Source organism: Oribacterium sp. oral taxon 102 (genome assembly GCF_013394775.1).
GTDB lineage: Bacteria > Bacillota > Clostridia > Lachnospirales > Lachnospiraceae > Oribacterium.
The window spans coordinates 374,781-388,919 of sequence record NZ_JABXYT010000001.1; the positions used below are offsets into that span (position 1 = coordinate 374,781).

The following is a 14,139-nucleotide window of genomic DNA, read 5'->3' on the forward strand; positions in this document are numbered from 1 at the left end:
ACAGCATTAACAGTTTCAAATGCTCTGTATCAGTGACTTACACACCGGATTATCTCTCAGCTTACGAGCTTGAGAGACTCCTCCAGTTTCTCCAGGTATTGCTCCTCATACTGACCCGGTGAGCAGTAATCACAATGACTATGGAGCCTCACTGTATTATAGAAAGTTTCAATATACTCAAATACAAGACGATAAGCATGTTGATAATCAAGTATCACAAATCGATTGATCCATTCTCTCTCTTAATGAGTGCATGGAACGATTCGATGCATGCGTTATCCCAAGGATATCCCTTTGGGGAATAACTATTAATAAAGCTTGCAGTTGCATCTTTGAAAGCATCCGAAACATACTGTGATCCGCGATCATTGTGAAATACAAGCGGTTTGTCAACATGACGCTTTTGCTTTGCCAGATTGACACAGTCGACAACATGCTGCGCTTCCAGGGTCGTGCTGAGGACCCAGGCGATGATTTTCCGTGAAAACAGATCCATAATACTAGTCAGGTACACAAAACCAATCACAGTAACAATATAAGTGATATCGGAAACCCATACAGCATTTGGCTCTGCCGGATTAAATTGCTGCTGCAGTATATTTTTTAATTTTGTACTGAAGTCAGAATCTATGGTTGTCCGGGTATATGGTTTTATCCATTGAGCCTTGATACCCATCTGATGCATGTAGGTGCCCACAGTCCGCTCGGAAATGGATTCACCATCTTTATGAAGCTGCACCGTGATTTTGGGTGCCCCGTAGTTTTGATGGGATTTATCATATATTCTCTGGATTTTTTGTTTCATCGCTTCTCGACGCTTCTCTGTGTCGGAAGGGACACGCTTCTTCCAGGAAGCATAACCGGATCGTGAAACACCCAGATATTTCAGTATCCCGCTGACAGAGACCCGGTGTTTCACCGGAAATTGATGAACTTCCTCCACGTATTCAGCAGTTGCTGTATATATGGCCAGTGTCAGTTTCCCAGGATACCGATGGCTTTTTTTAATACTTCAAGTGCGTCCTTTGTATCTCGTAATTCTCGCTGAAGCCTGGCGATTTCCTTTGCCTCGTCGCTGGAATAATTGCCGGCTCCGCGGGTTGGGACCTCACCATCGTTCTCCTTTGCCTTCTTGATCCAGGACTTTAACGCAGAAATACTGACATTGAGATTACTGGCTGCTGCCTGGTAAGATAGTTCCGGATGCTCCTTTTTGTAGCGAACTGCATCCTCCTTGAATTGTTGGGTATATACCGTTCCTTTTGCCATGACTCTTTTCCCTCCTGTTCTTTCATGGTACATGATTTATCAGGAAAAGGTCATTCTTATTTTGTACTATTTATATGCTAGCTCCAAATCTGCACATACTCGTACAAACCGCTCGCCGCCCAGAAGCTGTCTCGCTGATAGCGTTTGATCTGGTTAAAGGCTTCCCGGATGGCAACGCCCCGGCGTTTCAGCTCCACATGGACGAGGGGCAGACCGTTGACTAAAATTGTCATATCGTAGCGAGTATCGTGCTTCCCCTCAGATTCTTCATACTGGTTGATAACCTGCAAGCGGTTGTTGTGAATATTCTTTTTATCTATAAGCTGAATGTTCTTAGAAGTTCCATCATCCCTGCGGAGTACCTTTACATGGTCGGTCTGGATGGTACGGCTTTTCTCAATGATTCCCTCGTTGGCATTGGCAAGGGTCTCCGTAAGGAAACGCTTCCACTCGCTGTCAGTAAAGGTGTAATCGTTTAAACGCTCCAACTGCCGCCTGAGGTTAGCAATCAGACTGTTCTCATCATGGATGGTAAGGTACTCGTACCCTTGCGTAGTCAGCAGCCGGATGAACTCTTTTTCAAGAGCCGCTTCACTCTGAAAGCTGTCAGAGCGTGAGTTTTCCGGCGTATATTCAGCAACTACGGTGCTCTCATTGCTTGCGGCAATGATGTTATAAGCGCTCATGCAGCATCCTCCTCGTTTCTTTATTTTTGCTGAAAGGTCAGCAGTTTATCTCGGTAAAATTCGTATTGCTTTGTTCGTGCTTCAATCTCGGCGGGCAAGCCAGAAGTCAGATCGTTGCAAAGAGCGTCAAAGCGGTCAAGAAATCCCACAATCCTTTCTTGTTCGCTGATAGACGGGAGAGGAATGGGAATACTGTTCAGATTCTTCTGATTCAGCTTTGGCTGCGCTCCACCCGAAATATATGGAGAAAGGTCGATAGAGTTCAGATAGAACTCGACATACCTTCTTGTTGCGTAACAGTCAAACTTCAACACATGGGCATGGTTGTTTACCCAGTTTTTCCCCGAAATAGAGAACGCAATCGGTGTGCTTCTCGCTACAAGGTTGTTGCCATCCTCTGATATAAGCAAGTAGTCTCCATCGAAGATATAACTGCTCACATAGTCCACAATGCCGGAAGCGCCATAATAAGGGTATTCACCAGCTTCACGGTTTCCGCTTGTAACAGGCTTTCTCCTGCTGTCATGGTTTTCCGAAATTGCATTCAAAGTAACAGTGACATAACCAAAAATGTAGGTTTGTCAAACATATGTTACACCCCACTGAATAAACTCTCTTAGGACGACGGCGGGGGATTTCCAGCCAAGGGGACGCATCGGAAAGTTGTTGTAATCCCTCCGGTTATACAGTTTGAGCTGCCTGGAGAAGTCCTCAAAGGAGTAGAAGGTGTGCGTGGCATAGAAACGCTCGTTGTCTTTTCGGTGACTTCTCTCGACCTTTCCGTTATGCCTTGGGGTAAACGGTCGGATCTGCTTGTGCCGGATCCCATGCTCGGCCAGACGTTTTGGGAATAGAGTCAGGTTTGAAGAGGAATTGGCTATGAAGCGCTTTGTGAATTCCGGTCCGTTGTCCGTCTGGACGCATTCAATCGGCAGCGGAAAGGCCTTCAGCAGATGCTCCAGAAAAGCAGCGGATGTGTAGGTATTATGCTCATCAAAGGACTCCACAAAACGCCAGCGGGAGTATTCATCGATCGCCGTGTACTGGTAGAATTTCTGCCCTTTGGCTTTGTTAACCAGACAGACTGCCGGAACGTATTTTACATCAATTTGGAACCGCTGGCCGGGATAGAGCATTTGCTCGTAGGGCTTAGGTACATACTTAGGGTTCTGCGGCTTGACTGCCATGATTCCCTGGCGCCTGAGAACGCGATAAAGGCCGGTAACAGAGCGTTTGTAGCCGCGCTGCATGAGCTTTACCCAGAAGGTGACAAGGCCGGCGCTTTGGTTCCTGCGGCGCATGTCGGAGATGAGCTTCAACTCCTCCGGGGTATGCTGGTTGGGATGACTGTGGGGGCGCCTGGATCGGTAACTGAGAGACTCCCAGGAGCCGTCATAGCGTTTCATCCAGCGGTAGATAAACTGTCGGTTAACGCGATAACGGACCGCAGCTTTGGTGACACCATGTTTTTGTGCGTAACGGATAAGAGATAGCCTAAAGCGCATATCCTGTGTTATAGTAGCCACAACGGAAGACCTCCTTATGTTTGGATTTGTTTGTGGTGAACTAACTTTAACACAAGACAGGCTCTTCCGTTTTTTTATTTAGTTGTGATGTAACACATGTATTGTAATCCTACAAAAGTAACAGTGACATAACCAAAAACATATTGACACAGCCGAATCAGCGCATTATAATTGTCTGTTTGTCTGTTTGTCTGTTTGTCTGTTTGTCTGTTTGTCTGTTTGTCTGTTTGTCTGTTTGTCTGTTTGTCTGTTTGTCTGTTTGTCTGTTTGTCTGTTTGTCTGTTTGTCTGTTTGTCTGTTTGTCTGTTTGTCTGTTTGTCTGTTTGTCTGTTTGTCTGTTTGTCTGTTTGTCTGTTTGTCTGTTTGTCTGTTTGTCTGTTTGTCTGTTTGTCTGTTTGTCTGTTTGTCTGTTTGTCTGTTTGTCTGTTTGTCTGTTTGTCTGTTTGTCTGTTTGTCTGTTTGTTAAGATTGTCTTGCCAGTTGCGGCGTAAGTCAAGAGGGCATCACGATAGAACTCATACTGCTTTTGTCTTGCTTCGATCTCGGCAGGGAGACCGATTTTCAGGTCAGAACAGATAGCATCGAAGTTGTCGAGAACATTGACAATACGGTTTTGAATTTCAAGCGGCGGAACAGGTATCTGTATCGTATCAAAGCTCTTTTGATTCAAATTGTTCCTATCACTTATAGTCATTGACGCAATATCTTGTTTGCATTTATGGGAATTCAGATAATGACAAAGGAAATATGGATTAACCCGTGCAGTATCCTTGATTCTCGTCGTTATTGTAGTAAACCCAATTGCACCATCGTATTCATCATCAATTACAGCCGATGTCCCAACATCACCTGTATGGACGGTTATAATATCGCCCTTACGCAAAATCTTCTTCTTGTTTTTCTGTGCAAACTCCTTGCTAATATATTCGACAGTTTTCAGTACAATTTTATTCTGTTGAATATCAGAATTGTGCAAAAGAATTACGCCGTTTTCTCTTTTGTGCTGACTGACAGAAGTAGCAAGTCCTATGCTTGTCTCAGCTATATCAGAAATGGTAAACAGCTCGACATCATAGCTGTATGTCAGCAGCTTGTCCCGATAAAACTCATACTGCTTCTTTCTCGCTGTAAGCTCCGTGAAATTGTCCAGAATACGGACAATTTCACTCTGCACAGGCAGAGGGGGAACGGGGATTTCAAGTTGCTCAATTGATGCCCTTGACAATCTTGGGATACTGGCTTTTCGAACTCTCGATTTAATTTGTGGCTGAATCCTTAGAAGCGCATGATACAGGTATCTACTGGAAATATCTTCTCTGCATACCATTGGATAGCAGTCATCAGCAGCCCAAAATTTTACGGAACTGAAGCCAATTTCGCCAGCCGCACCTGCCCCAATAACAAAGGCGGTATTTTCTGGGTAATTATAATCCGTATGGTATCCAAGAGGGGTCATGCTGTTTTAAAACACGGGATAGCCACAGTCGTTTGAAAGTTGATCTCGAACCAGTCTTTTCCCCCGTTCGATTGAAACCGCTACGCCCAGCTTTTTATACTCCACCCCATCCGGGCAGTATTGCTGAATCAGTTCATCCAGCTTACTCATTTGTCCTCACCATCCTTCCCGGTTTCTGTTTCAATCGCTTCCGGCAGGCTCTGCGCTGCTTCTTCCAGTAATATCCTGTCGAAGTCGCTTTGATACAGCTGATCCTGCACGATGCGATACTTTTCAAACTCGCTCAGGGCGTGAGCCTTGGCAAGCTCTGCGGATATCTTTCCGGCATCCTGCAAAACCTCTCTGTCCCACACGGTGAGAAAGCCATCGAGCCGCTTCTCCCAATCTGCCATTGTCATCGGAATGTGCCGCTCTGCCTGTGCTTCTGCCAGATCCAGATATGCCGAAACAATGCGTCCCAACTGGGAAAGCTCCTTTTCGGTCAAGTAGTTTTTCGCTACCACAACATCATAGGCATGAATTTTGCTTTTTGGCGAGCCGTCCCATGTGGTAAGCCCCATGTGTTCCTTTCCTGCATCTGCTTGGTTGTAGATAACCTCGGCTGCTGTTTGCCCATGAACACTGTAATGCAATTTGTTTTGCACCGCTGCAAAAAAGCGTTTTGTAGCCGCTGCAGAAGGGTCATAGTCCAAAGCTGTGGCATAAATATCGGTGATTTTCTGGTAGAATTTTCGTTCCGAAAGACGAATCTCACGGATTTTTTCCAGCTGCTTTTCAAAATATTCTTTTGTCAGCACTGTTCCACCATTTTTCAGACGGTTATCATCCATAACCCAGCCTTGAATGGTGTAATCTTTTACAATATAGTTGACCCATTTTCTAAACTGCACCGCTCGCTCGTTATTCACCTTGAAGCCAACCGAAATAATCATTTGCAGATTATAATGGTTTACTTCACGAGCAACCTCACGGGAACCTTCCGTTTGAACTATCCGATATTTTCGGATAGTTGCCGATTGTTCCAATTCTGAATCAGAATATATTTTTTTAATATGGTCATTGATGGTTCGTACATCCACATCATACAAAGCGGCCATCATTTTTTGCGTCAGCCAGATGTTTTCGTTCTCGTAACGCATCTCTATGCTTTTTTCGTCTGCACCTGTGGAGGCAACAAATGTCAGATATTCCGCAGCGGAGGAACGAACGATGCTGATTTCACGCTTGTCCTTCTTCATCATCCCACCTCGATCTCTGCAATAATCTTTGCTATTTCATCACGAAGAACCTGTTCACGGGCAACGATTTTTTCGATCTCAGCGTTAAGCTCCACAATGTCGATTTTCTCTCTGTTGTCCTCGGCTTCCACATAGGTGGAAACAGAGAGATTATAATCATTGTCCGCAATTTCTTCATAGCCTGCCAGATGAGAGAAGTGTGCTTCCTCGGATCGATTGGCAAAGGTGTCCACGATTCTTTCGATGTTCGCCTGTGTCAGCTTGTTGTTGTTCGTTACCTTGATACACTCAGCGGAAGCGTCAATAAAAAGGGTTTTGTTGTCGGCTTTGCCTTTTTTCAGCACCATAATGCAGGTCGCAATAGAAGTTCCAAAGAACAGATTGCTCGGCAGTTGGATAATGCAATCAATAAAGTTGTTGTCGATCAGATACTTTCTGATTTTCTGTTCTGCACCGCCACGGTACATAATGCCGGGGAAGCAGACGATTGCTGCTGTGCCGCCTGTTGCCAGCCATGAAAGGGAGTGCATGATAAAGGCAAGGTCGGCTTTAGACTTCGGTGCGAGAACGCCAGCCGGAGAAAAACGAGGAACGTTAATCAGCAGAGGGTTGTCATCGCCAGCCCACTTGATGGAATAGGGAGGGTTGGAAACGATCAGCTCGAACGGTTCATCGTCCCAATGCTGCGGTGCGGTCAATGTATCCTCACAGGCAATGTCAAACTTATCAAAGCCAACATCATGCAGGAACATATTGATACGGCAAAGGTTGTAAGTAGTGATATTGATTTCCTGCCCATAAAAGCCATTTCTAACGGCATCTCTGCCTAAAACTTTCTCTGCTTTCAGAAGCAGGGAGCCAGAGCCGCAGGCGGGGTCTATCAAGACGTTATCTTTGATACAAAGGTTATGTGCGGAATCAGCCCTGAAACCGCGCACTTTCTGGGCTTTTCTGCGTTTTGGCACACCGAAAGAGGTGCGTCTTTCCGGTATGAAATTGTAAGCTGTTGCTGTTGCTGTGCTCAAAAGCGACACCCCTTTCTGTAATCGTTAAAAAGTATAAAATCGTTAAAAGATATCACGGCTGTTCACTTTAACGGCAGCACCATCAAAATGTCATCGCTATATGTCCCATCATCATATTTGTTCGCATCTGGTATACGACCATACTCCTTAAAGCCCAGGCTTTCATAAAGATGATAAGCCCCGTCATTTCCGCCAACCACAGTCAACTCAGCCTGTTCATACCCTTGATCTTTTATCTTTCGGATCAGGACTTCCATCAAGAGTCTTCCCAAGCCAAAACCCGTATACTTCTGAAACAGAGCAATCCCTATACCCGCACGATGTTTTATCCTGCGGCTACTTGTTTTTCCCTCAAAAGAACAGTTTCCCGCATACTCGCCATCAACGAACGCGAGTATCAATAAGCCGTTCTCAGATTCATTGTGTTCCTTAATAAAAATAAGCTCGTCTTCCGTAGTGTATTTGACTTCATCCGGCGCACACATCAAAAACCTTGTCTCTCCTGTGACGGTTTTCAGATAGTCAATCAGCATATTGGCATCATCAGCAGTTTCATTTGCACTGCGTAGCAATATCTCTTTTCCGTCCAGCTCGTATTTTTCTTCGGATAAAATCATTTTATTCAGTCTCCAATCTCTGATGACCAGCCAGCCACATAACCGATTTTTTTAATGCTTCTATAGTTTTGGTTTCCAGTACACATCTGGCATTCCTTCTCCCTGCCAGCTTCAGCCTGTCCAAAAGATCAATCTCCCCATCTCCGAGAGCCAGGTGATTCTTCGGCGGCTTTTCTGATCCGTCATGAATATGAAAATGTATCAGATGCTCCTGATGTTCCCTGATAAACGGAACATCCTTCTCACCGATTGACTTGGAATGTCCAATATCCCAGGTCAAACCGAACTTTGGACTTTTAAGCAGATAATTGATGGCCTTTTTCTCGTAATCCCGGAATCCATCCGTGTTCTCAATGACAATCATCACATCGCTGCCATCGATCCATTCTTCGCATTTGGTACGAAAATCAGCAATGGACATCATATAAGTGTCGAAATCACGATCATACATTTGTACCTTCCGATCAGGTAAAGTAATGTATATGCCGTGGTTCATGTGCATATTAAGAGTAAACGGCTGACTGCTGTCTCCATACTGATCGCGCAAGAACAACAACTTTTTTGCCACCGCAATTGACCGGCGAACTGTTTCCAGATATGCATTTGACACCAGCCTATTGAAGTCAGCAATGTTCAGATTCTCGTCAAGATGGATGGTATAGTAGATTCCTGCTTGTTCCGCTATCTTAACCAGAGGATCTATATGCTCCAGCCGATCCACCTGATACTCTGGGAAATTCATATTCAGTTCAATGAATTTGAGACCAAGACTACTGCAAAGTGCTCCATTATCTTCCAGTGTCTTATTCTCAATAAGTGTCGGCATCCTGAACTGTATCATCCTATTATCCTCCAGATCATACTGAACATTATTATTCTCTTCACCATCTTTCTTACAGCGATTTTCAGCCACAAGTTTTGTCCATCCATTCACATCTGCTTCCTTGATTACTTCCCTCTGTAGTTTCATTACGGCGATTACTTCTTCGCCATCCATTTCACCAGTTTCGGTAAATCCAAATGAACTATATAATCGACGTGCAACGTCATTCTCAGGCTCATAAGATAGCCAGCAATACTCAGCCTCTCCGCAAGGAAATGCCCTGATAAAGTCTAAAGCAAGTTTAACGGCTTCCTTGCCAAATCCTTTTCCTTGATAAGCCTTATCAATCATAAGCCTCCACAGGTTATAGTTTCCTTTAGCTATCTCTGGCGCATCGTCCCAATAATCATCGATATCAAAACCTATCATAAGAAATCCAACCGGCACATCACCATCATAAATGCCAAATGGAAATGCATACCCATTTGCTGTAATTGCTGTATAAGCCTCAACTATGCTTGTATCATTGCTCGCCACAAAACTTTTCTGGTCATCCAAAACCTTCAGTTTCAGAAGCTCCCATACGTTTTTTACATTGACTTTCTCTAACCTAAGCATATGCGTTCTCACTTCTTCTTTTTCGGTTATTCCGATACATTCAGAATATACTTCCCTTTTCCTTTTCCTTGTATAGCTTTAATCAGACCATTTTCCTCCATCATCTTCAAAACCAGCCTCGCTTTTGTGGTCTGGCAGGAAAGAATCCTCATCACCTCTTTTGACGAGATCACCTGCAGGATATCCACTTCTTCGATAATCAGCCCTGCATCCGCAGCGTCCTTAGAAGATACCTGACCTTCTATTTCTCTCTTTTTCATTATCTCAATCAACGCGTCCTTTCCTTGAATCGACGCGTCGTTTCTCTCAATCGACGCGTTTTCAGCCTGAATCGACGCAGCATCCGTCGATTTACCTTCAAAGGACGCGCTCATCACCGTCGTTTTGAGGATGAAAGTGCTGTTGTTGAAGACCGGATCGGGCAAACCGACTGCCTCCAGTTCCTTGCACATCCTGTCAACGCCCTCGCCGTATTCCTTCACATATCCATAATCCTTCAGGAATGCGGCAATCTTCGGATTCCGGGAGAAGTGGGTGTAACGGATATTTTCTTTCTTCACCATACCGGCAAAGGTACCAGGGCTGTCCACTTCCAGCCGGTCATCGAACATCTTGATCTGAATATCCGTGCCCTTGATGGCATAGTCGCGGTGGGTAGCTGCGTTAACCACGATCTCGGTGCGGACGAACTCGCTGTATTCTTCCTCAGTGACGAAAATGCCATCATGACCAAGATAGGTCTTCTCCTTCATCTGGATCTTGATGAAATCGACAGCTTTTTCCACCTGCTCCAGGATACGACCTTCAAAGATTACGTCCTTGACCACGTTCATATCCTTGCCCACCTTAGCCTCTGTGCCGTCATAGCGAATAAAACGGATAAACGCACGAGGGAAGAACAGCTGTGGATTTTTGCCAAACAGCAGGATTGCAGCCACGGAAACCTGATCCCTGCCATCCTTCACGGTGACGAACTTCTTATTCTCCCGGACATATTCCTCCGGTGACTTGCTATAGCCAATCCGCCTGCAGTAGCTCCGCACAAAGTCCAGGTCGAGATCGTCGATGGAAGCATCCGCCACAGGCTCGTCCTCGTAATATCGCACACCCTTAGCGTACATCAGCGTCATGCGGTCATTGAAATCCAGCTTCTTGCTTTTATCCCCGACACGAAGGAATGCCTCGTCCGCCTGATTGGCATGGAGAAGCGGACTGGCTTCAATATGCATCAGAAGCACATGATCCGGCTGTCCTTTGTAGTTTGTGCATTCCACCATCTCCGTGGTTATCGGAACCGTCGGATTGCAGAAATCTATCGGTGTCCGCAGGATCTCGTTCAGCTGCTCCTCATGGTAATCAACGCCTTCAATCCTGCGATGCTTGTCTGAGATGCCGATGGCAATCGTGCCGCCGTCCGCATTGGCAAAAGCACAGATGGTATCCGACAGATCTGCCGGTTTGATCTGTATGCTCTTGCGGTCAAATATTTGCTTCTCGTTCTTTTTAAGAACTTCATCTATCGTCATTAGCCGTCACCTGCCTTTAAAATATAATTGAGATATCGCCATGAAGCGCAATTCTGATAATTCCTATTATCACCAGGTGCGCCGGATAATACACATAGAAAAACCATTTCATTCTCTTCCACTTTCCACGCTCGCCATTATACTGTGCGAGAATCGGAATCGTAAGGAATGTGAACATCTGCAGAGCCCCATACAGCTTGTCAAGGAACAGGAAATATACCGCCGCATAGATAAAGCTCCATAAAACGATATCCCTCGCCTGCAGCTTAAACTTTCCCCTATGAACATGCAGGCCAAATGGGCACATGACCGCAATGCTCGACCAGTCCGAAGGAAAGGAGATCAGGCATATCGCAATGATGCTTATAATCTTAACCCACTGTGGTATTCGATCCTGATTGCATATCCAGATCAAGACTGCTGCCCATGCCAGAGACCACATAACACTTGTTTGATTAAATGTACCTGTAGATAACGGCAGGAAGGGTATGCCGAATGCAAAGTCATATGCAAAATGCGATATGACGGCAAACAAGAACAACCTGCCGATGTATTTACCCATGTTTCTGGTATAATGGCAGCCTTCCACAATGAAGAACCACATGATAGGAGCCGTGAGCCTGCCGATGATATGCAATACAAATACATACCACACCGCCTGTGTTCCCGGAAAGAAAGCCCACGTCAAATGATCTATCGTCATGGCAACAATAGCAATCAGCTTTATTTGATTTGCGTTGAGCTTCTTTTCCATACTTGAATCTCCCGTTAAGAATTTTGTTTCATATCCACTAAATCTTACTTCGCTATGTACGGCACAATCACATCGTAGAACTTCTTCGTCCAGTCAGCATGGAAGTTTGCCATCTGAAGCCAGTCAGTCTCATTCTCTATGCTGACATTATTCAGCTGTATATATACCTTCGACGATTTGATATCATCGCCTCTATTCCACTGAAGGGCAGTTCCCAGTTCCGACTCAATCTCTGCCTTGTGCGTGTAAAGGCTATCGAAGGCGTTCTTGTTTTCCTGCTTGTCGCTTCTGCTGAAAACGACCTCCGCACGGGCTGCATCATAATTTGCTACGCAGCAAAGATAAAAACCACCTATCCCAAAGAAGCCATTAATCCAGTTATCTCTGGACGGATTCACATTGGAGAAGGAGCCTCCTTCACCATGTGCCTTCTGGATGACCGGAAGGGCATATGTCCAGTATTTCCTTCTGAGCTCATATCGGCTTCCAGGCTCGTCTGAGTTAGATTCGTTTTCGTCCCGTAGATAAAATACCAGATCTGCCGGTTCCTCATCATATAGTTTAAACAGCCGGTTCAGGACGGAAAGCTTACTTGCTGTGCTTGTGTTCGTCCATACATAAATGCCGTCACCCACTTCCAGAGACTTCGTGAAAGCGTCTTTATTTGTGCTGAAATGGAGAGCAATATTCTCCTCATCTGAAAGAGCCAGCTTAGTGATTACCGATTTATCCTCATCGTACAGAATCTGTATCACCTTCTGGAACATCTCCACCCAGCTTGAAACCGGCTGCTCCGTGTTCTTAAATGTAAACTTCGCTATCAGCCTTCCGGTCAGTTCATCCTCGTCTTCAAGCGTATATGTATCAAGTTGCTTTTCTTCCGGTTTATAATCCGTACTCGGCATAGACCAGATATCCAGAGCCCTGCCTGTAAGATACTCACTGCGCTCTTCAAGTTCCGCAAGCGTCCACTTGTCCTTTTTTCCAATCCAGGTATTCATGCGGATGCCACTGTCATCAAAACCATTCTCCATAGTTTTCTTTTCTGTGAAGGAGCTGTTGCTGTATTTTGAGTTGTAGGCAGTCAGCGTCAAATTGGCAATCCTATGTAGCCACTGCTCATGAATCTGTTCGTAATCTTCGCCAAGCTCTTTCTGCCATATAGGCGTAAGGTGCTGTGGCATAATATGCTCAATCGAATACGTACCGTCATCGCAATGGCGATACACATCCTTATCCTCAGAGGTGCCGAAGTTTTCGATACGTTCGAGGATATATATTTTGTTTTTGCTGTTCATCAGATACACTGCCCTGTCTGCAAACGCAGCGGCAAATTCCTCGTCCTCCGGGAAGCGGGCACGCTCTTTCTTGGACAGCAGCGCAAATTTAAGCTTTTCAACGTAATTATCATCTGTACCATCGTATCTGATAATCTCCCGATGAAGCATCAGGAAAATCTTATTCAGAGCATTCGTAGGAAGATCGCACATCGTCCTTCTGAAAAGATAGTTTTCTGTTGTCAAGAAGATATCTGTAACCTGGCTGAGCGTAATCTTGTTCTCGTTGTATAGTCTCAGTACCTCCAGGAAGCACGGCCTCGTGACCGTTGTTTCCAGCCTGTTCAAACGTGCAATACAGGCATCAAGTGCTTTGTTGCCCGTACTGCTTCCCAGAAGGATCTGATACCGTTTTGCGTATGCCAGCATTTCAGCTAACAGAGGCTCTGTTTCTATATTTCCAAGCTCCACATAATCTTTGAAATTGGTGTAAATTTTCTTCTGCTGCGGAATAGCCTGCTGCTTCACGCTTAAATAATCCCTGATGAATGCACTGACATCATATTTCGTACAAACCTCAATCTTGTTCCAGTATTTCTCGTAGAAGTCTTCCTGCTCCTTAGAAGGCAAGCCCATCAGGATGAAGTTCCTGATCTTATCACCTTCACTAAGGTCAAGCCCTGTCGAGTTCAGACTCTCGAAAATCAGCTGCGGATTGTCGTCCATATCCAGCCGGATGTTTATAATCTCCAGACAGCAGATTGCGTCATAAAGCTGGTCGATGGTGATTTCCTGTTTCTGAATGCGGTCATAAAAATAATCGTAGTTCACAGTCAGATTGGATTCGCGGATATGCTCCGTTGGATCAGAGAACAGCTTCCCGAATGCCGTCTGATCATTCTTTACCGGTTTGAGCTTGATACGGGTATCCTCTGGCTTCCACTTATCGACGAGGTATTCCTCAAAAATCCGCTGCTTCAAATTCGCTGTCTCCAGAGCGATCAATCCCCGGTCAATCAGATTATACATAGCAAGGAACAGCAGCGACACCGTTGTCAGACGCTGCTGCCCATCTATGATAAGAAACTCCTCATTGTGCCCTTCCGGATTATAGACGGAAACGAGGCTGCCAAAGAAGTGGCTCTTTCGATGTTCTTTGATTATCTTTACGAGATCATCATAAAGCTGCTTGCAATTTTCAGTTTTCCAGTCATAGTTGCGCTGGTAAACCGGAATCACAAAACGCTTATCTGATCCCTCCATATACTTCACAAATTTGCATTCTGAGCCCTTCATTCGCTGACCTCCTTACGATTTTTCTACC

At 45.2% G+C, this 14,139-nt stretch carries 14 protein-coding genes and 1 pseudogene; all 15 read right to left on the reverse strand.

Annotated elements, in window-relative coordinates:
- Nucleotides 1-56: 56 nt before the first annotated feature.
- The 15 genes and pseudogenes from HW273_RS11755 to HW273_RS01700 all read right to left on the reverse strand — a co-directional run bounded on the left by HW273_RS11755 (nucleotide 57) and on the right by HW273_RS01700 (nucleotide 14,111).
- Nucleotides 57-218, reverse strand: coding sequence for an IS3 family transposase (locus HW273_RS11755; RefSeq protein WP_334298199.1), 162 nt, complete (start codon nucleotides 216-218; stop codon nucleotides 57-59).
- Nucleotides 215-943, reverse strand: coding sequence for an IS3 family transposase (locus HW273_RS01630; protein ID WP_330603874.1), 729 nt, complete (start codon nucleotides 941-943; stop codon nucleotides 215-217). The genes HW273_RS11755 and HW273_RS01630 overlap by 4 nt, the downstream gene beginning before the upstream one ends.
- Before the next feature lie 32 nt (nucleotides 944-975).
- Nucleotides 976-1,269 (reverse strand): transposase, encoded by a 294-nt coding sequence (locus HW273_RS01635; protein WP_021667285.1) that lies wholly within the window; start codon nucleotides 1,267-1,269, stop codon nucleotides 976-978.
- Nucleotides 1,270-1,346: 77 nt separating this feature from the next.
- Nucleotides 1,347-1,955 carry a type I restriction endonuclease gene (locus tag HW273_RS01640; protein WP_330603875.1) on the reverse strand — a complete coding sequence of 203 codons (609 nt, stop codon included), beginning with the start codon at nucleotides 1,953-1,955 and terminating at the stop codon, nucleotides 1,347-1,349.
- Between the two features lie 20 nt (nucleotides 1,956-1,975).
- Nucleotides 1,976-2,503 (reverse strand): restriction endonuclease subunit S, encoded by a 528-nt coding sequence (locus tag HW273_RS01645; protein WP_207718919.1) that lies wholly within the window; start codon nucleotides 2,501-2,503, stop codon nucleotides 1,976-1,978.
- A 33-nt stretch (nucleotides 2,504-2,536) separates the two neighbouring features.
- Nucleotides 2,537-3,481: a DDE-type integrase/transposase/recombinase gene (locus tag HW273_RS01650; RefSeq protein WP_179010109.1), complete on the reverse strand. Its 945-nt coding sequence runs from the start codon at nucleotides 3,479-3,481 to the stop codon at nucleotides 2,537-2,539.
- A 157-nt stretch (nucleotides 3,482-3,638) separates the two neighbouring features.
- A complete protein-coding gene (locus HW273_RS01655) occupies nucleotides 3,639-4,937 on the reverse strand; it encodes a restriction endonuclease subunit S (protein WP_179010111.1) in 1,299 nt (432 codons plus the stop codon).
- A gap of 6 nt (nucleotides 4,938-4,943) precedes the next feature.
- Nucleotides 4,944-5,087: a hypothetical protein gene (locus HW273_RS01660; protein ID WP_179010113.1), complete on the reverse strand. Its 144-nt coding sequence runs from the start codon at nucleotides 5,085-5,087 to the stop codon at nucleotides 4,944-4,946.
- On the reverse strand, nucleotides 5,084-6,175 hold the full coding sequence (locus HW273_RS01665) for a virulence RhuM family protein (protein WP_179010115.1): 1,092 nt from the start codon (nucleotides 6,173-6,175) through the stop codon (nucleotides 5,084-5,086). Before HW273_RS01665 ends, HW273_RS01660 begins: the two co-directional genes overlap by 4 nt.
- A pseudogene (locus HW273_RS01670) lies at nucleotides 6,175-7,065 on the reverse strand (type I restriction-modification system subunit M); the annotation flags it as partial. The pseudogene HW273_RS01670 and the gene HW273_RS01665, both read right to left, overlap by 1 nt.
- A 197-nt stretch (nucleotides 7,066-7,262) precedes the next feature.
- Entirely contained in the window at nucleotides 7,263-7,817 is a 555-nt protein-coding gene (locus HW273_RS01675) for a GNAT family N-acetyltransferase (protein WP_179010118.1), read from the reverse strand.
- Between the two features lies 1 nt (nucleotide 7,818).
- Nucleotides 7,819-9,258 carry a GNAT family N-acetyltransferase gene (locus tag HW273_RS11710; RefSeq protein WP_330603876.1) on the reverse strand — a complete coding sequence of 480 codons (1,440 nt, stop codon included), beginning with the start codon at nucleotides 9,256-9,258 and terminating at the stop codon, nucleotides 7,819-7,821.
- A gap of 26 nt (nucleotides 9,259-9,284) precedes the next feature.
- Complete coding sequence (locus tag HW273_RS01690; RefSeq protein ID WP_179010120.1) at nucleotides 9,285-10,784, reverse strand: ATP-binding protein; 1,500 nt, start codon at nucleotides 10,782-10,784, stop codon at nucleotides 9,285-9,287.
- A gap of 16 nt (nucleotides 10,785-10,800) precedes the next feature.
- Complete coding sequence (locus tag HW273_RS01695) at nucleotides 10,801-11,538, reverse strand: TraX family protein (protein WP_179010122.1); 738 nt, start codon at nucleotides 11,536-11,538, stop codon at nucleotides 10,801-10,803.
- Between the two features lie 44 nt (nucleotides 11,539-11,582).
- Nucleotides 11,583-14,111 carry a DUF4268 domain-containing protein gene (locus HW273_RS01700; protein ID WP_179010124.1) on the reverse strand — a complete coding sequence of 843 codons (2,529 nt, stop codon included), beginning with the start codon at nucleotides 14,109-14,111 and terminating at the stop codon, nucleotides 11,583-11,585.
- Nucleotides 14,112-14,139 lie beyond the last annotated feature (28 nt).